Annotated in this window: 16 protein-coding genes; 7 read left to right on the forward strand and 9 right to left on the reverse strand. The window is 60.1% G+C overall.

The features are described from left to right. Window positions 1-4 precede the first annotated feature (4 nt). The 4 genes from lpxK to D8U61_RS22270 form a co-directional block, all read right to left on the reverse strand. The gene (gene lpxK, locus D8U61_RS22255; RefSeq protein WP_016771005.1) at window positions 5-1015 is read right to left on the reverse strand and encodes a tetraacyldisaccharide 4'-kinase; all 1011 of its coding nucleotides are present in this window, start codon (window positions 1013-1015) and stop codon (window positions 5-7) included. Beyond that, complete coding sequence (locus D8U61_RS22260; RefSeq protein ID WP_016771006.1) at window positions 1015-1443, reverse strand: biopolymer transporter ExbD; 429 nt, start codon at window positions 1441-1443, stop codon at window positions 1015-1017. The genes lpxK and D8U61_RS22260 overlap by 1 nt, the downstream gene beginning before the upstream one ends. Further along, window positions 1440-2075, reverse strand: coding sequence for a MotA/TolQ/ExbB proton channel family protein (locus tag D8U61_RS22265; RefSeq protein ID WP_016771007.1), 636 nt, complete (start codon window positions 2073-2075; stop codon window positions 1440-1442). The genes D8U61_RS22260 and D8U61_RS22265 overlap by 4 nt, the downstream gene beginning before the upstream one ends. A gap of 101 nt (window positions 2076-2176) precedes the next feature. Further along, entirely contained in the window at window positions 2177-4411 is a 2235-nt protein-coding gene (locus tag D8U61_RS22270; protein ID WP_130927675.1) for a DNA internalization-related competence protein ComEC/Rec2, read from the reverse strand. 136 nt (window positions 4412-4547) lie between these two features. Between D8U61_RS22270 and D8U61_RS22275 the strand changes: the two genes are divergently transcribed. Then, the gene (locus D8U61_RS22275; protein ID WP_016770668.1) at window positions 4548-5066 is read left to right on the forward strand and encodes a DUF2062 domain-containing protein; all 519 of its coding nucleotides are present in this window, start codon (window positions 4548-4550) and stop codon (window positions 5064-5066) included. 139 nt (window positions 5067-5205) lie between these two features. On the opposite strand, the gene D8U61_RS22280 is transcribed toward D8U61_RS22275, so the two are convergent. The 4 genes from D8U61_RS22280 to D8U61_RS22295 form a co-directional block, all read right to left on the reverse strand. Then, the gene (locus tag D8U61_RS22280) at window positions 5206-5985 is read right to left on the reverse strand and encodes an ABC transporter permease (protein ID WP_039760202.1); all 780 of its coding nucleotides are present in this window, start codon (window positions 5983-5985) and stop codon (window positions 5206-5208) included. After that, window positions 5982-6914 (reverse strand): ABC transporter ATP-binding protein, encoded by a 933-nt coding sequence (locus tag D8U61_RS22285; RefSeq protein WP_122611441.1) that lies wholly within the window; start codon window positions 6912-6914, stop codon window positions 5982-5984. Before D8U61_RS22285 ends, D8U61_RS22280 begins: the two co-directional genes overlap by 4 nt. A gap of 133 nt (window positions 6915-7047) precedes the next feature. Continuing rightward, the gene (locus tag D8U61_RS22290) at window positions 7048-7671 is read right to left on the reverse strand and encodes a glutathione S-transferase (protein WP_130927676.1); all 624 of its coding nucleotides are present in this window, start codon (window positions 7669-7671) and stop codon (window positions 7048-7050) included. Window positions 7672-7714: 43 nt separating this feature from the next. Then, the gene (locus D8U61_RS22295) at window positions 7715-8374 is read right to left on the reverse strand and encodes a transglutaminase family protein (protein WP_071173232.1); all 660 of its coding nucleotides are present in this window, start codon (window positions 8372-8374) and stop codon (window positions 7715-7717) included. Window positions 8375-8621: 247 nt separating this feature from the next. On the opposite strand from D8U61_RS22295, the gene D8U61_RS22300 reads away from it, so the two are divergent. Then, window positions 8622-11069 carry an acyl-CoA dehydrogenase gene (locus D8U61_RS22300; RefSeq protein ID WP_130927677.1) on the forward strand — a complete coding sequence of 816 codons (2448 nt, stop codon included), beginning with the start codon at window positions 8622-8624 and terminating at the stop codon, window positions 11067-11069. 73 nt (window positions 11070-11142) lie between these two features. Then, window positions 11143-11550 (forward strand): PA2817 family protein, encoded by a 408-nt coding sequence (locus D8U61_RS22305; protein WP_016771014.1) that lies wholly within the window; start codon window positions 11143-11145, stop codon window positions 11548-11550. Window positions 11551-12178: 628 nt separating this feature from the next. Here D8U61_RS22305 and D8U61_RS22310 read toward each other — a convergent pair. Next, a complete protein-coding gene (locus D8U61_RS22310) occupies window positions 12179-13177 on the reverse strand; it encodes a LysR family transcriptional regulator (protein ID WP_016773670.1) in 999 nt (332 codons plus the stop codon). A gap of 89 nt (window positions 13178-13266) precedes the next feature. Here D8U61_RS22310 and D8U61_RS22315 point away from each other — a divergent pair, with 89 nt between their 5' ends. The 4 genes from D8U61_RS22315 (at window position 13267) to D8U61_RS22330 (ending at window position 17320) form a co-directional block, all read left to right on the forward strand. Further along, a complete protein-coding gene (locus tag D8U61_RS22315) occupies window positions 13267-13893 on the forward strand; it encodes an alanyl-tRNA editing protein (protein WP_130902596.1) in 627 nt (208 codons plus the stop codon). 90 nt (window positions 13894-13983) lie between these two features. Beyond that, a complete protein-coding gene (locus tag D8U61_RS22320; RefSeq protein WP_130927678.1) occupies window positions 13984-14754 on the forward strand; it encodes a 2OG-Fe(II) oxygenase in 771 nt (256 codons plus the stop codon). A gap of 1 nt (window position 14755) precedes the next feature. Then, window positions 14756-15394, forward strand: a complete 639-nt coding sequence (locus D8U61_RS22325) for a LysE family translocator (RefSeq protein ID WP_016773667.1) — start codon at window positions 14756-14758, stop codon at window positions 15392-15394. 186 nt (window positions 15395-15580) lie between these two features. Further along, a complete protein-coding gene (locus D8U61_RS22330; RefSeq protein ID WP_130927679.1) occupies window positions 15581-17320 on the forward strand; it encodes a dipeptidase in 1740 nt (579 codons plus the stop codon). Window positions 17321-17507: the final 187 nt, after the last annotated feature.

Here is a 17507-nt window from a genome sequence, read left to right on the forward strand (position 1 = left end):
AGAGTTAAGGCAGCAGACGATCCGGCAACAGGCGCATCAGCTGAGTGTCGAACCAGGCCACGAAGGCTGGCGACGGCACGGCATCGACCGCCAGATACCACCAGTCGGCAGCAGCAAAGGCACGGCACTTCACCGCGTCCTTTTCGGTCATCACCAACGGCAATGACGGGGTGAAATTCAACGCCTGCACGCTGTACTCGGCGTGGTCGGCAAATGCATGGGCGATCGGCCGCCAGTCTAGCGCTTCGAGGGTATTGAAGAAACGTTGCGGGTTGCCGATCCCGGCCACCGCATGCAGCGCTTGCCCGGGCGGGAAATGCTCGAGCGACTGACGCTCGCCGCTGCGCAGATTGACCAGGGCCGTAGGTTGCAGGCGGAAGGCGAAACCATCGTCGCGATCATCAAGGGCACCGTTGAACAGCACGCCATCAACGCTTTGCAGGCGCTCGACCGGCTCACGCAACGGCCCGGCCGGCAGACAGCGCTGGTTGCCCAGGCCCCGTGCGGCATCGATCAGCACCAGCTCCAGATCCCGCGCCAGACGATAATGCTGCATGCCATCGTCGGACAGAATCAGATCCAGCGGTTCACTGGCGATCAAGGCTTTGACGGCGGCGCTGCGATCAGGGTCGATCATCAGCGGCACGCCGGTGCGCTGGACGATCAGCAACGGCTCGTCACCGGCAATCTCGGCGCTGTGCTCGGCCTCAACCCGCCACGGCAGTTGCGGCGGTTTGGCGCCGTAACCGCGACTGACCACGCCGACGCGCAGTCCACGGCGTCGGCAATGTTCGATCAGCCAGAGAATCATCGGCGTCTTGCCGGTACCGCCAACGGTGATATTGCCGACCACGATCAACGGCACGGGCGACTGGTAGATCTCGCCTTGACCATCGAGAAAGCGCTGACGCTTGTTGATCACCACACGGCGATACAGCATTTCCAGTGGCCGCAGCAGCGTCAGGGCCGGATGCCCCTGATACCACGCGGCGAGCAGGCGATCGGACATGCTCATCAGGATTTCGGCGCCGCCTCGACCGTGGTCATGCGCAGATGGCTGAAACCGAGCTTGCCGGCCGCGTCCATGGCGGTGATCACTGATTGATGCTGGGCCTTGCCATCGGCACTGATCGACAACGGCATGTTGGTGTCGCCGTTGGATTCTTTCTGCATGGCTTCCATCAGCGTCGCCAGATCATTCTTCGGCAGAATCTTGTTGTTCACCGAGAACACGCCTTCGGCACTGATCGCGACGTCCAGCTGTTTGACCTGCTGATCTTCGGCAGGCGAACCGCTGACCGCTTCCGGCAGATCCACGCGCAACTGGGTTTCCCGAGTGAAAGTGGTAGTCACCACGAAAAACAGCAGCAGGATAAACACCACGTCGATCAGCGACGCGAGGTTGATGTCTACGGTTTCCCGGGGCTTGCGACGGAATTTCACGCTTTGCCCTCGGCCAGGTCGACATCACGGTCGCCCTGCACCACTTCCACCAGTTTGATCGCTTCCTGCTCCATACCGACCACCAGCTCGTCGATGCGGCGCTGCAAAAACCGGTGGAAGAACACCGCTGGAATCCCGACCATCAGGCCCGCTGCGGTCGTGATCAGCGCTTTGGAAATACCGCCGGCCAGTACCGAAGCATTGGTAGTCATGCCGGAGCCGGTGAAGGCACTGAAAATGTCGATCATGCCCAGCACGGTGCCGAGCAGGCCGAGCAGAGGCGCCATGGCGGCTATGGTGCCGAGTGCGTTGATGTAGCGTTCGAGTTCATGAATGACCCGCGCGGCGGCCTCTTCGATGCACTCTTTCATGATCTCGCGACCATGCTTGGAATTGGCCAGGCCTGCGGCGAGGATTTCCCCCAGCGGCGAGTTGGCGCGCAATTCCTTGAGTTTTTCCTTGTTGAGCTGCTTGTCCTTGATCCAGACCCAGACCTGACCCAGCAGATGCTCGGGGGTGACGCGACTGGCGCGCAGTGTCCACAGGCGCTCGGCGACGATCGCCATGGCCGCGATGGAACTCAGAATGATCGGCAACATCATCCAGCCGCCGGATTTGACCAATTCCCACACAGTGACAGTCCCCTCGAAAAAGTGCGCCACTTTACCATACCGATCCGCGATTAAGAGTCGCCGCCCCGACGACCGTGAGGTGGCACTCATGCTGGCACCGATCAACGGCCAGCCACCGGTGGATCGCGCCAGAAACGCCGCTGTTGACGCATCGTCCACGGCGGTTTGAAGCTGCCCAGTTGCAGATGAATGGCACCGTGCTCGGCGCTGTCGTAGATGCGCAGACCTTGCTTGCGGTATCGCTCCAGCACGGTTGGATGCGGATGACCGAAGGAGTTGCCGTGGCCACGGGAGATCAGCACCGCTTCGGGCTGCAAGGCTTTGAGCAGGGCCATCGATGATGAACTGCGGCTGCCGTGATGGGGCGATTGCAGCCACTGCGTCGGCACGGCCAGCGGGCTGTCGAGCAGAACGCGCTCGGCGCGAATGTCGATATCGCCGGTGAGCAGCAGGCGTTCACCGTTGGCCACGATCTGCAATACACAGGAGCGCTGGTTGCTGTCATCGGCCGCCGACCATTGCCAGAGCTGGAACTGCACGCCGTCCCACTGCCACCGTTCGCCACTTGCGCAGACTTCGGCGTTCAGCTCCGGCGGTAGGTTTGGCGCATCGCCGCTGACCACGCGGTGCACCTTCAATCCCTGCATTACCGCCCGGGCGCCGCCAGCGTGATCGGCGTCAGCGTGGCTGAGCAGCATCAAGTCGAGCGCTTGGACATTAAGTTTACGTAACGCTGGCAGTACCACTCGCTCGCCGAGATCGAACTCGCCGAAACGCGGGCCGGCGTCATAGAGAAGCGCGTGATGGCGGGTGCGGATGAGGATGGCCAGGCCTTGGCCGACGTCGAGTTGCCAGACATCGGCCCGCCCTTCTTCTATTCGCTCTTGAGGCGGCAATGCCAGGAGCAACATTAGCGGCCAGCCCAACGGTCGCATTGGCACGCCTCGGGGCAACAGCAATAAAATCGCGCCAAGGCTGCCCAGGATCAACGCCCAGAGTGGAATGGCGGCAGGTATCCACGCCGGCCAGTGCCAGGCAATCAGCGCCAGCCCGATAAACAGCCAGTCGATCAAACCACCGGCCAGCCACAACAGCCCTTCGCCAACATAAGGCACGGGCAGCAATAGCGTGCCGAGCAATGCCGGCGGCAGCACCACGAGGCTGACCCACGGAACGGCCAGCAGATTGGCTACCGGCCCGCTGACGCTGATCGGCAAGCTCAGCGCCAGCAACACCGGACACAAGCCGATTGCGATCAGCCACTGCGCGCGGGTCCAGGTCTGCCACCAGCGCCAGGCCCCCAGCCGCCCGCCGAAAGTGAAGATCAACACTGCCACCGCCGCGAAGGACAGCCAGAAACCTGGACGCAAACTGGCCAGCGGATCGAACAACAGCACGCCATTGAACGCCAGCAATAACGGCCACCACGCACCAAGATGGCGAAAACGCAGGCGCCACAGCAGCACCAGCGCCACCATCACGCAGGCGCGCTGCACTGGCACATCGAAACCGGCGAGCAGGCCGTAACCCAGCGCCGCCGTGAAGGCCAGGCCGCACGCCCACGGCAGCCATGGCCAGCGCAACGGCCAGATTCCGAAACGCGCCAGCCCGGCGACCAGCAGATACATCACTGCGGCGAGCAAGCCGATGTGCTGGCCGGAGATCACCAGCAAATGCACGGTGCCGGTGTCTTGCAGCACCTGCCAATCCTCGCGACTGAGGCCTGAACCGTCACCAAGCACCAGCGCCGCCAGCGCGCCCTCTCGTCCTTGCGCATCGGCCGCCAGCAGGCGCTGGCGAACGCCGTCGCGCCATGCATACCGGGCCTCAGCCAGGCGCTGGCCATCCTTGATCGTGCCGGTCGCCCCGATCCGTTGCGCCAGCAGCCAGGCCTCGTAATCGAAAGCGTCCGGGTTGAGCAAGCCACCCGGGCGCTTCAATTTCACCGCCAGACGCCAACGCTCACCACTATTCACCGCCGGCCCGGCGTACCAGGCCAGGCGCAGCAGCGATGGCAGCTTTTCGTGGCGTGAACGCGCATCAGCCAGCTCGAAACGCACCACGCCATCGTTGTGTTGCGGCAAGCCGACCACCCGCCCTTCAAGCCAACGGGTTTCGCCGTCAAGACCCGGTGGCAAGCGGTCAGTCAGCGCCCACTGCGCACTGAAACAAGCCCACGTGAAACCAAACAGCAAAAAAGCCAATGGATAGCTGCGAAACGGCAGCAGCATCAGCGCCACCACTGGCAGCACTACCAGCAAGCCGACCGGCGGCAAGGCCGGCAAAAAAACCGGGGCCAGCAGACCGACTGCCAGCGCCATCATCCCTGTGCGCATATGCCCGTCCTTGAGAGTCCCCTCCTTAGGCATAGCGGGCCTGCGGCACCACCGTCGTCAACAATTGTCACAAAGTCTGAATGGGCGGTTCGTAGAATCCAGACATACTTGCCGCCTTAACCGACCGAGAAGCCTTATGCCCCGGCGCTTATTCAAACGTTACATGCCCGACCCGACGAGCATCAGGGAACACAAATCCTTACGCTTTCTCGGCACGTTGCTGCATGACCCGAACCTCTGGCATCTCAACCGCCACTCGGTCGCCCGGGCGATGGCGGTCGGCCTGTTTGCGGCATTCCTGCCGATACCCGCGCAGATGCTGGTCGCGGCGGCATTGGCGGTAATGGTGCGCGGCAATATGCCGATCGCGGTGAGTCTGGTCTGGCTGACCAATCCGATCACCATGCCGGCGGTGTTCTTCTGCACTTATCAGGCCGGGGCGTTCCTGATGGATGTGCCGGCGCGGCATCTGCCGGACGAGCTGACCTGGGAATGGATCAGCGGTGAGCTGTCGACATTGTGGCAGCCGTTTTTATTGGGCTCGGTGGTCGTCGGTCTGGTGCTGGGGGTCCTCGCCTACTTTCTGGTGATGCTGTACTGGCGCTGGTGGGTAGCGCGGCAATGGCGGCGGCGCAAGAAAAGTCGGCAGAAGTGAATGCAAAACGGCCTCCGCTATGGGAGGCCGTTTTTTGTTGTGTCTGGGCTGGCCCCATCGCGAGCAGGCTCGCTCCCACAGAGAACATCATTCCAATGCGGGAGCGAGCCTGCTCGCGATGGAAGCGCTGCGGTCGGGATCAGGTCCGCATCCCGCGCCCGCTCACCAGCAACCGCGCACAGCCGAGATACAGCACCACGGTCGCCACCAGCATGAAGGTGATGGCGATACCGATGCGGATATCCGAGACACCAAGGATGCCGTAGCGGAAGGCGTTGACCATGTGCAGCACCGGGTTGGCCAGCGACACGGTCTGCCAGAACGGTGGCAGCAAAGTGATCGAGTAGAACACGCCGCCCAGGTAAGTCAGCGGGGTCAGCACAAAGGTCGGAATGATCGAAATATCATCGAAGTTGCGCGCAAACACCGCGTTGATGAAGCCCAGCAGCGAGAAGATTGTCGCGGTCAGCACTACCACCAGAATGGTCACGCCGAGGTGATGCACCTGCAAATCTGTGAAGAACAGCGACAGGATCGTCACGATCAGACCCACCGCCAGACCGCGCAATACGCCACCAATGGTGAAGCCGATCAGGATCGTGTGCGGTGACACCGGCGAGACCATCAACTCTTCGATCGAGCGCTGGAACTTGCTGCCGAAAAAGCTCGAGACCACGTTGCCGTAGGAGTTGGTGATCACCGACATCATGATCAGACCCGGCACGATGTACTCCATGTAAGTGAAGCCACCCATGTCGCCGATCTGCCGGCCGATCAGGTTGCCGAAGATCACGAAGTACAGAACCATGGTGATCGCCGGCGGCAGCAACGTCTGCGGCCAGATCCGCATGAAGCGTTTGACCTCGCGGTAGACGATGGTTTGCAGGGCGACGAGGTTGGGACCGAACTCGGAACTCATACCGCCACCTTCGACAGATTTTTCTCCACCAGGGACACGAACAACTCCTCGAGGCGATTGGTTTTGTTACGCAGGCTCAGCACTTCGATGTTCTGCTGCGCCAGCTGGGTGAACAGCGCCGTGATGCCCATGGATTTATCGACCTGGACTTCGAGGGTATGGCCGTCGAGCAATCGGGCCGGGTAGCCGAGCAATTGCGGCGCCGCGCTCAAGTCGTTCTTCAGGTCAAGCAAAAAGGTTTCCACGTGCAACTGGCCCAGCAACTGTTTCATGCTGGTGTTTTCGACGATGGTGCCGTGGTCGATGATGCCGATGTTGCGGCACAGCTGCTCGGCCTCTTCCAGGTAATGCGTGGTCAGGATGATGGTGATGCCTTTCTGGTTCAGCTCGGTGAGGAAGGTCCACATCGAACGGCGCAGTTCGATATCGACGCCCGCAGTCGGCTCATCGAGGATCAGCAGACGCGGTTCATGCACCAGCGCACGGGCAATCATCAAACGCCGTTTCATGCCGCCGGACAGCGAACGCGACGGCACATCACGCTTGTCCCACAGCCCCAGCTGGGTCAGGTACTGCTCGGCGCGTTCCTTGGCGACTTTCGCCGGAATGCCGTAGTAACCGGCCTGGGTCACGACGATGTCGAAGGTCTTTTCGAACTGGTTGAAGTTGAATTCCTGCGGCACCACGCCGATCGAGCGCTTGAGCGCCGCCGGGTTCTTGTCCAGGTCATGGCCGAAAATATTCACGGTGCCGCTGGTCTTGTTGACCAGGGTCGAGAGGATGCCGATGGTTGTGGATTTGCCGGCGCCGTTGGGGCCGAGCAAGGCGAAAAAGTCACCTTCGGCGACGTCCAGATCGATACCACTCAAGGCCTGGAACCCGTTGCCGTAGGTTTTGGTTAGCTGCCGGATGGACAGAGCGGAACTCATATCGGATTTACGCACCAAGAAGGAAGGAAAGAAGTAAATAAGGGCGGGCGGCGAGGGAAACAACCGCGGCGCAAGTTCGCAATGGTGCTTGCCGCCGCCGCACAAGTACAGTCAAGTCTGTCGATAGTAATTATCAAGTCAACGCGGTCATGACCGCCTTCTGATAGGCCGCACGCTGCTTCAAACGTTCATACCAGGCTTGCAGATGCGGTTGCGGAGCGCGCTCGATGGGCATTTCGAACCAGGCGTAAATGAAGCTGCCCAGCGGAATGTCGCCCATGCCGATGTCATTGCCGGAGAGATAAGGCTGGCTGATCAAGGCATGGTCGGCCATGTTCAGCAATTCATCGCATTCCTTGATCGCGGCGTTGATCGCCTTCCAGTCCTGCTTTTCGGCAGGCGTGCGCAGCACACCCCAGAACACCGTGCGAAACGGCCCGGCGAAACTGGAAGTGGTCCAGTCCATCCACTTGTCCGCTGCGGCGCGGGCTTGCGCATCCACCGGATACCAGGCGCTGTTCGGGGCATATTTGGCCAGCAGATAGCGCACGATGGCGTTGGATTCCCACAGCACGAAACCGTCATCCTCGATCACCGGCACCCGGCCATTGGGGTTCATCGCGCGGTACTCGGGCGTGTCGACCACACCGAACGCGCCGCCGGCATCGATGGCCTCGTACGCCAAGCCCAGCTCTTCGGCAGCCCACAAGGGCTTTCTGACGTTCGATGAATTTTTCCGTCCCCAGATCTTCAGCATGACCGCCTCTTTGCAAGTGAGTGGACGGCCAGCATACGCCGGATCAGGTGCGACTCAAATCGGCCTGCATATCGCCCAGCAGCACCGGCAGTTGCTCACTGAACAGATGCGGATAGCACTTTTGCAGGTGCTCGAAGAAGAAGGTTTCCGGCACATCGGTGAATTGGCCGTGATCGAGCAGATACTCCATCAACTGCGCGCCGTCACGGTTGAACGGGTGGAAAACGCTGTCATTGATGCCATCGAACTCCAGCGCTGCGACGTTGAACAACTCGCACAGTTGCTGGTTGAACGCTGGCGTCGCCTTGACCCAGCGGCCGTCGAGAAACAGCTCGGTGTAGCCATGCATGGCAAACACATCGCTTTTCAGCAACTCGAGCAGACGTGGCGTCGACAGGTGATTGCGCACATCGGCCAGACCAATGCGCGCCGGGATCCCGCAATGCCGCGCACAACCGGCGAGCAGCGTGGCTTTCGGCACGCAGTAACTCTCCCCAGCTGCGAGTGCGTAACTGCCGCGCAGGGTTTGCGGATCACGGCTGAAGGTGTACGGGTTGTAGCGCACCGCCTCGCGCACGGCGTAATACAGACTGATCGCCTGCTCACGCGGATCATTACTGGCACCGCGATGCTGCTCGGCGAACTCCACCACCGCCGGGTGGTCACTATCGATGAAGCGGCCGGGGCTCAGATACTCGTGCATGACGGCAATCTCCTGGGTGAGTCACGAGTCTAGCGACAGCCTGAGCACAGAGATAACGACGTTTCGGCCAAACCTGAAAGCAAAGCTGCGCAGCAACGAACGATTTCCCACACGTGTTGCCCACCGAACCTACGAAAACCATCCGGGGTTTCCCACGATTTCAATCACCATGCTCTGACCACCCTTATTTGCAGATGCCGTCTAAGCTCTGGAGGGTCGATTTGCCTTGGTTCACGGAGGACTGAATATGCTGTTGTTGTGGATACTGGTTTTGATCGTCGGCGTGGCGTATCTCGCCCATCGACGCATCGCCCCGCTGCCCGCGTTGGGCATCGTGGCGGCCTATCTGGTCGCCATGGGGATTTTCAGTCACGCGCCGGGCTGGCTGCTGTTTGTCTTCTGGGTCCTGTTGGCGGTGGTCGCCGCGCCATTGTTGTTGCCTGACCTGCGCCGCAAGCACTTCACCGCGCCGCTGTTCAACTGGTTCCAGAAAACCCTGCCACCGATGTCGCAGACCGAACGCGACGCGATCGATGCCGGCACCGTATGGTGGGACGGCGAGCTGTTCAGCGGCCGTCCGGACTGGGACAAACTGCTGTCCTATCCAAAAGTGCAACTGAGCGAAGAAGAACAGGCGTTCATCGATGGCCCGACCGAAGAACTCTGCGCGATGGTCAGCGACTGGCAGATCGGCCAGTCCATGGACCTGCCGCCCGAGGCCTGGACGCATATCAAGGAACACGGCTTTTTCGCCCTGATCATTCCCAAGGAATACGGCGGCAAAGGCTTCTCCGCCTACGCTCACTCCCAAGTGGCAATGAAACTGGCGACGCGCAGCGGTGACCTCGCCTCAACCGTGATGGTGCCCAACTCCCTCGGCCCGGCCGAATTGCTGCTGCATTACGGCACCGATGAACAACGTAATCACTACCTGCCGCGCCTGGCCCGTGGCGACGATATCCCGTGCTTCGCCCTTACTGGTCCGCTGGCCGGTTCCGATGCCGGCGCGATGCCCGACACCGGGATCATCTGCAAAGGCCAGTGGGAAGGTGAAGAAGTCATCGGCCTGCGCCTGAACTGGGAAAAGCGCTACATCACCCTCGGCCCGGTCGCGACCCTGCTTGGCCTGGCATTCAAGGCTTATGACCCGGATCATCTGCTCGGTGAAGAGGAAGACCTCGGCATCAGTCTGGCGCTGATCCCGACGGATACCGCAGGTGTGGAAATCGGTCGTCGTCACCTGCCGCTGGGCGCCGCGTTCATGAACGGTCCGAACTCCGGCAAGGACGTATTCATTCCGCTGGACTACCTCATCGGTGGTCAGGAAATGCTCGGCAAAGGCTGGATGATGCTGATGAACTGCCTGTCCGTCGGGCGTTCGATCTCGCTGCCAGCCGTGGGCACCGGCGCGGCCAAGTTCACCAGTCTGGTCACTGGTCAGTACGCGCAGATTCGTGAGCAATTCAATGTGCCGCTGTCCGCTTTCGAAGGCATCCAGGAAGCCATGGCGCGCATCGGCGGTAACGCGTGGATGATGGACGCCGCCCGCATGCTCACCGCCAACGCGGTGGACCTGGGGGAAAAACCTTCGGTGCTGTCGGCGATCCTCAAATATCACCTCACCGAACGCGGCCGCGAATGCATCAGCCACGCCATGGATGTGCACGGCGGCAAAGCAATCATCATGGGGCCGAACAACTACCTCGGCCGCAGCTGGAACGGCGCGCCGATCTTCATCACCGTCGAAGGCGCGAACATCCTGTCGCGCAACCTGATGATCTTCGGTCAGGGCGCGATCCGTTGCCATCCGTTCGTACTCAAGGAAATGGCCCTGGCCGGTCGCGAGGACAAGGATCAGGCACTCAAGGAATTCGACGGCCTGCTGCTCAAGCACATCGGTTTTGCCGTCAGCAATGCCGCCAGCACACTGGTGCTGAACCTCGGCCTTGGTCACTTCGAACATGCGCCGGGCGACAGGATCAGTCAGGGCTACTTCCGCGCGCTGAACCGTCAGGCCGCCGCATTCGCCATGCTCGCCGACTTCAGCATGATGCTCTTGGGCGGCGAACTGAAACGCCGCGAACGTCTGTCGGCTCGCCTTGGCGATGTACTGAGCAACCTGTATCTGGCCTCCGCCGCGCTCAAGCGTTATCACGACCTGGATTCGCCGGCGTACATGGAGCCGCTGTTCCGCTGGGCCATGGAAGAAAGCCTCGGCCAGTCGGAGCGTGCGCTGGATGAACTGCTGAGCAACTTCCCGAACAAAGTCTTCGGCTGCCTGCTGCGGGTCATCGTCTTCCCGTTCGGTCGCCGTCACAAAGGCCCATCGGACAAACTCGGCGCCGAAGTCGCTGCGGTCATCGGTCGCGCCAAAGGCGATCCGGCGCTGGAAGAACTGCTCGCCGGCTGCTACCGCCCGCAATCGGCGGACGATGCGGTGGGCGCCCTGCAACACGCCAGTGACCTGCTTAACGCCGCGCAACCGCTGCACAAGAAACTGCACACCGCACTGAAGAGCGGCCAGGTCAAACCGGCAGCCGGCGAACACGCCATCGATGCCGCACTGGAAGCCGGCGTACTGCAAGCCGTCGAAGCGCAAAGCCTGCGCGACGCCGAAGCGGCCCGCCGCAAGGTGATCGACGTCGATGATTTCGCCAAAGAAGAACTGACCCAGGCAGAGGGCAAAGTCCGCTGATCCCGGTTTATGTGAAAAAACGGCGCGAGGGCTTTATACTCCCGCGCCCGTTTTGCTCTTGAGGACTTATCTCGTGTCCAACGTCGTTGCCGATCATCTCGTGTTGCTCGACCACCTGCGCATTATCCTGGTCGCCGTAGGTGAGGCCGAACAAGTGCCCGAAGAAAGCCATGCCCTGTTCCTCGAGCGCTTCGACGAACTGCTGGCCTCCCTGCCGATCGACCCTATCGAAAGCCAATACCTGGGCCAGGACATCCTCACCCAAGTCATCAGCCGCTACCCGCAAATCGCCCACTTGATCCCCCGCGACCTGCTGTGGTTCTTCGCCGGCGACTGCCTGCACTACCTCTCCGACGAAGAAATCGACCTCTACCAGGCCCTCGAAGAACGCCGCTACGAAGCCGAACAGAACGACGAACCGTTCGACTGGAACCAGGAAAAACAACTGCTGGCCATGTCTGCGCAGGACAGCAAGCACTGATATCGACAGGTAATCGAAAGGCCCGCACTGGTGATTCCATGCGGGCCTTTTTTTCTAGATCAAAAACACCCTCACCCTAGCCCTCTCCCGGAGGGAGAGGGGACTGACCGAGGTGTTTGGGCGAGTTACGTCGATGTGAAAGTCCGAGTTGAACTCGGGATTTGAAAAGCACACAAATCAGCTACCTCTCCTCGGGGAGAGGGCTGGGGTGAGAGGCGAATCCAACAAAGATCCAAAGCAGACCACACGCTTTTCACCACTCAAAACAATGAGCGCAAGCTCGAGTACCGCTCTTGATCTTGATCCATAAACGACGTCGGAAGGCTGAGCGTAGGGATTGATCCGGGCGTGGGAGCGCAGCGACCGTACGACGCAGTCGTACACAGCGGAAGGAGGTGCAGCGAAGCAAACCGGAGCCGCTGCGCCCGGATCAGTCCCGGAGCGAAGGGACCCGAGCCTGCGAGGGCCGAACGCAGGAGCTAGCGTTTTGGTTACTTTTTGGCGTCTGAAAAAGTGACTCGCCGTAAGGGCGAAACCGCCAGCCGCAGCACCCGCAGAAACGGATATTTACCCAAAACCCCAAGAACCTGGTCGGCCCAAAGGCCGCCAAGCCCCCCACAAAAAAACCTCAAAGCAACCCCTCACTCTCCGGCAGCTCATACGCCACAGCCGCATTGCTCCCACCGGCAGATTTTCCGGGTCTACCCAACGTCGGCTCCTTCTGCAAACACTCCACCAGATAATCAATAAACACCCGCAACTTCGGCGGCAGATAACGCGTCGGTGAATGCAGCAACCACAACCCGCCATGGTAAGAGGCAAGAAACGTCCAGTCCGGCAACACCTGCACAATCAACTTCTGCTCCAATGCGTAACGCGCCGTGAAATACGGCAGACTGCCAATGCCGATGTGCTGCAACACCGCCCCCAAGCGCACGCCCGTGTGATTGGCGGCATAGCGTCCGCGCACACCGACCGTCACCGCCTTGCTGCCCTTCTTGAACTTCCAGCGCGCATCGCTCGGCGTTTCGCCCAGATAAATACAACTGTGGTTGAGCAAATCGTGCGGATGCGTCGGCGTGCCGTGTTCGGCCAGGTATTGCGGCGTGGCGCAAAGCAAATGATCGATGGTCAGCAACTGCCGCCCGACCAGACCGGCCGGTGGACGATCAGTGATGCGAATCGCCAGATCGACATGATCATCGATCAGATCGACCTGACGATCTTCCAGCAACAACTCGACGTCGACCTTGGGATAGCGGCGCAGAAACTCCGGCATGTGCGGATGAATCACAAAGCGCCCCACCGCTTTCGGCACGCTGACCCGCACCAGACCTTCGGCTTCGTGGGTGAACTGGCCGCTGACTTCCATCACCGACCTGGCCGCGCTGACCATTTCCTGGCAACGCTTGAACACCTCCTCACCGCCATCGCTCAAGCGCAGTTTGCGCGTGGTGCGTTGCAGCAGGCGCGTGGCCAACGCCTTTTCCAATCGGGAAATACTGCGACTGACCGCCGAGGGTGAGGAACCCATCTGCCGCGCCGCTTCAGAGAAGCTGCCGGTCTCGACAACCTTGACGAAAATCGCCATTTCACCCAACAGCGGGAGCGGAAGATTGATGCTCACGACGCACAAGTCCTTTGATGTTCGAACGGATTATCACGTTATTGCACGATTCATATAATAAAAACAGAACTTCGATCAGGGCATGGAATATGACGCTTCGCCTGTTTTTTCACAGTGACGACCTCAAGGCGAATGTCGAAGTCCTCGACTGCACACCCCACGAGAACGAATTCGCCGTAGTGCTGCGCGCTACCCTGTTTCACCCCCAGGGCGGCGGTCAGCCTTGCGACACCGGCTGGATCGGTGAAAGCCGGGTGTCGCGCGTGGTGCAGGAAGCGGAGCGCATTGTGCATTTCGTCGACCGCCCGCTGCCGCTGGGCATGACCGTCATCCGCATCGACGAAGAACGCCGCCGCTTCAACACGCGCATGCATTCGGCCGGGCACCTGATCGGTCATTTCATTCAGGCCATGGGCTGGATGCCGATCAAAGCGCACCACTGGCCGGACGAAGGCCGGGTGCAATTCAAACCGGGCGATGGCGCGGAAGAAGTCGATGCGCCAACCGTGCAAACCGGTATCGAGCAGTGGATCGAACACGATCTGCCGCGTCTGACTTCACTGCGCGAGGGCGCGCGGGAAATCAGTTTCGGTGAGCTGCCAGCCTATGGCTGCGGTGGCACCCACGTACGCAGCCTGAAGGATCTGGGCACAGTCACGATCGCGTCGCTTTCGCAGAAGAAAGGCATGCTGTCCGTCCACTACAGCGTGGATTGAGCATTTCGGACGTTGCCATCGCGCAGCGTCCGACGCCGGGGAACCGCACTCGCCGGTTCCGTTGACTATCGATAGATGGACCTAAAACAAATGATGCTAGACGTCGAGCGTCTCGATGAGACGTGCATAAAAAAACTGGCCAACGAAGAAGTCCTCGCCATCCGCGTCAAACGTTTTCTGCCCGAGCCGCTGGCGATCGAGATCGGTGACAAGATCCTCGCCCCGGGCTTTGAAGGCTACATCAACGCGCCGAGTATCGGCCGCATCGGCATGGCCTTCTACGAGGCGGAAAACCAGCCGCTGCTGATCGAGGATTACTTCGAACGCGCCACCCGCAACATCAACGAACTGCGCCAGCGCTGCGCGCCCTACTCTTCGCCGATCGACACGTTGCGCTGCATGCTCGACGAATCCTGGCCCGCGGGCGCGCATCTGGAAAATCTCTACGGGCGCAAGATGTATGTCGGCTTGTCGCGCGTGGTCAAACCCGGCGTGTGCTTTCTTGCTCATCACGACATCTTCGCCAAGGACGCCCCGGACAGTTTTCAGGCGCGCAGCCTCGAAGCGCAATTTGCCTGCAACGTCTACCTGAACATGCCCACCGAGGGTGGCGCCTTGCAGATGTGGAATGACCACATCACCCCGGATCAATTCGACGAAATGCGCGGCGACAGTTATGGCATCGAGCCGTCGCTGCTGGGGCCGCCCGCCCTCGAAGTACGACCGCAGCCCGGCGATTTCATCATGTTCAATTCGCGGCGCATGCACTCGGTGACTCCGGGCGTGGCTGATCCGCGTTTGAGTCTGTCGTTCTTTGTCGGCTATCGCGGCGATGCCTCCCCTCTGACTTTCTGGAGCTGACATGCTTTCCAATTACCTGGGCGAGTTTCTCGCATTGGCCACCATCCACTTTCTCGCCGTGGTGGCGCCCGGTCCGGACTTCGCCGTGACCATCCGCCAGAGCGTGCGCTTCGGCCGGCTCGTCGGCATCTGCACTGCGCTGGGCATCGGCGCGGGAATCTCCGTGCACGTGCTGTATACCCTGCTCGGCGTCGGCGCCCTGATGCACACCACGCCGTGGCTGCTGACTGTGGCCAAAGTTGTCGGTGGGGCTTACATCCTCTATCTGGGCGTCAGCCTGATCCGCAGCAAACCGAAGAGCAGCGTCGAAGGCGAAAAAACCGCCGATGAGCCGCTGGTTGAACAGTCACTGTTCAAGGCATTCAGCACCGGTTTTCTGACCAACGCGACCAACCCCAAGGCCACGCTGTTTTTCCTGGCCATCTTCACCACGATCATCAGTGCCAGCACACCGCTGCAGATCCAGGCGTTCTATGGCTTGTGGATGTGCTTCGTCAACGCGCTGTGGTTCGTGATCGTCGCGCTGTTTTTCTCCAGCAACAAAGTGCGCCTGCTGTTCATGCGCCTTGGACACTGGTTCGAGCGCAGCATGGGCGTCATCCTCATTCTATTTGCCGGCCGCCTGATGCTGTCGATGTAACTCACACAAAAAAGTCCCGGCATCAGCTGCCGGGACTTTTTCATTTGTGCGCCTCTTTTGCATTTCTGTGCGACAGATCAAGTTTGTGACTCCCTCTTCACCTGCTCATGGTGGTAGGTTGCAAAATGTTTCTGCCGCAAGCGTCAGACATATTTTCCCAATCTCTAGCAAAGGAATGCCTGTTCAATGGTCTTTTCCCTGAAAAAACTGGCCGCCGCTACGCTCGTCATGGCCAGCCTCACCGCGTTTACCAGCGCCGCACAAGCCAACATCACTGCCGAGCAAAGTGCAGCGATTCTGAAATCCCTCGACGGCAAGAACCTGACGGACTTCCGTAGCTTCCTTGGCAGCCTGGCGAAAAGCGACTTGGCCAAAACGGATAAGCTCACCCCGTCCATCAGTGCCTTCCTCGACAACAAGACCCTGAACGCCGACCAGCAGAATGAAATTCATCGCTTGCTGGGCATTTATACCCGCGTGAAATATGGCAAGGCCGCGCTGGAAACCCTGCGCCAACTCGTCGAGATCCCGACCTTCCGCAAGGACGGCGTGGAGCAACACGACAACCCGGAATTCATCAAGATTGCCGGCGAGATCCAGAAACTCGCCGAATCCTTCGGTTTGAAGTTCCGCAATGTCGATAACCGTGTCTACGAAATTTCTCTGGATGGCAAAGGCGACGAAGTCGTTGGCATTCATGCCCACGCCGATGTGGTGCCGGTGACTCCGGAAAACTGGGTGCTGAAGGACGGCACCAAACTCGACCCGTTCAAAGTCACGCTGATTGGCGATCGCATGTACGGTCGCGGCACCGAGGATGACAAGAACGCTATCGTCGTGGCGCTGTACGCCATGAAAGTGATCAAGGACGAGAAATTGCCACTGGCGCGTAACTTCAAGTTGCTGGTCGACACCACTGAAGAAACCAGCGGCGATGCCATTCCTTATTACTTCGAACGCAACCCGACGCCGAACTACAACATGGCGCTGGACGGCGGTTATCCGGTGGTGATCGCCGAAAAAGGTTACGGCACCGTCATGGCCAACTTTGCCAAACGCAAAGGCGAAGGCAACGGCGCGGAAATCATTTCGATGACCGGCGGCAAAGCGACCAACCAGATTCCGTCCGCTTCGGTGGTCACACTGGTAACCGACAAGCCAGCCGAGCTTGCCGCCAGTCTGCAAAAAGCCGGCGACGCTTATGCCAAGGCCAACGGCGGCGATTTCGAAGTCGCGGCAAAGGTTGATGGCAAAGACGTCAAACTGACCGTGACGGGGGTTTCTGCGCACTCCTCCGAACCAGAATCCGGCGTCAACCCGGTCGCGCGAATGCTGAGCTTCATCAACAGCCTGGACGGCAAAGTCGCGCTCAAGCACAACCAGTTCACCGACGCCGCGCGTTATGCCGATGACAACTGGGGCCTGGACTACCTGGGTAAAAAACTCGGCGTGGACTTCTCCGACTCGTTCATGGGGCCACTGACCACCTCGCTGACCTACGTCGGTGAGGATGACAAAACCTTCAAATTGGCGGTGAATCTGCGCGTACCGAAGGGCAAGTCTCCGGAAAAGCTCAAGGCTGAGATCGCTGAGAAACTTGACGCCTGGAGCAAGAAGACTCATGTCGCTGTAGCGTTCGACTATTCCGTGGCCGAACCGATGTATCGCAACCCCGAAGGTGAATGGGTCAAGGCGCTGCTTGCCGTAGCCAGCGAAAACCTCGGCATGAAGTCGGAATTCGGTACTTCCGCCGGCGCGACTTCGGTTCACGAATTGCCGAACGGCGTGCAATTCGGCCTGGCGCGACCTGAAGCCAAATACACCGGCCACACCGATGGCGAATTCAAAACCGTCGATCAGTTCCTGCTGGATCTGCAGATCGTCACGGAAATGATGGGGCGTGTGGGGCAGTTGCCGAAGCTGTAAAGCTCTGCCTGAGCCCGATCATTGATGACCGGGCTCAAAATAAAAAAGGACCTGTGAAAAGGTCCTTTTTTATTGCCGCCACAAAACGCGCACAAACAAAAACGCCGATCATCATTGATCGGCGTTTTTGTGAAATTGGAGCGGGAAACGAGACTCGAACTCGCGACCCCGACCTTGGCAAGGTCGT

The organism is Pseudomonas sp. Sample_14 (genome assembly GCF_004307515.1).
GTDB classification, from domain to species: domain Bacteria; phylum Pseudomonadota; class Gammaproteobacteria; order Pseudomonadales; family Pseudomonadaceae; genus Aquipseudomonas; species Aquipseudomonas atacamensis.

Bases quoted from the DNA above. Each gene is read 5' to 3' on its own strand.
- lpxK (WP_016771005.1), bottom strand. From the start codon at position 1,015: ATGAGCATGTCCGATCGCCTGCTCGCCGCGTGGTATCAGGGGCATCCG.
- D8U61_RS22270 (WP_130927675.1), bottom strand. From the start codon at position 4,411: ATGCGCACAGGGATGATGGCGCTGGCAGTCGGTCTGCTGGCCCCGGTT.
- D8U61_RS22275 (WP_016770668.1), top strand. From the start codon at position 4,548: ATGCCCCGGCGCTTATTCAAACGTTACATGCCCGACCCGACGAGCATC.
- D8U61_RS22280 (WP_039760202.1), bottom strand. From the start codon at position 5,985: ATGAGTTCCGAGTTCGGTCCCAACCTCGTCGCCCTGCAAACCATCGTC.
- D8U61_RS22285 (WP_122611441.1), bottom strand. From the start codon at position 6,914: ATGAGTTCCGCTCTGTCCATCCGGCAGCTAACCAAAACCTACGGCAAC.
- D8U61_RS22290 (WP_130927676.1), bottom strand. From the start codon at position 7,671: ATGCTGAAGATCTGGGGACGGAAAAATTCATCGAACGTCAGAAAGCCC.
- D8U61_RS22295 (WP_071173232.1), bottom strand. From the start codon at position 8,374: ATGCACGAGTATCTGAGCCCCGGCCGCTTCATCGATAGTGACCACCCG.
- D8U61_RS22300 (WP_130927677.1), top strand. From the start codon at position 8,622: ATGCTGTTGTTGTGGATACTGGTTTTGATCGTCGGCGTGGCGTATCTC.
- D8U61_RS22315 (WP_130902596.1), top strand. From the start codon at position 13,267: ATGACGCTTCGCCTGTTTTTTCACAGTGACGACCTCAAGGCGAATGTC.
- D8U61_RS22320 (WP_130927678.1), top strand. From the start codon at position 13,984: ATGATGCTAGACGTCGAGCGTCTCGATGAGACGTGCATAAAAAAACTG.
- D8U61_RS22325 (WP_016773667.1), top strand. From the start codon at position 14,756: ATGCTTTCCAATTACCTGGGCGAGTTTCTCGCATTGGCCACCATCCAC.
- D8U61_RS22330 (WP_130927679.1), top strand. From the start codon at position 15,581: ATGGTCTTTTCCCTGAAAAAACTGGCCGCCGCTACGCTCGTCATGGCC.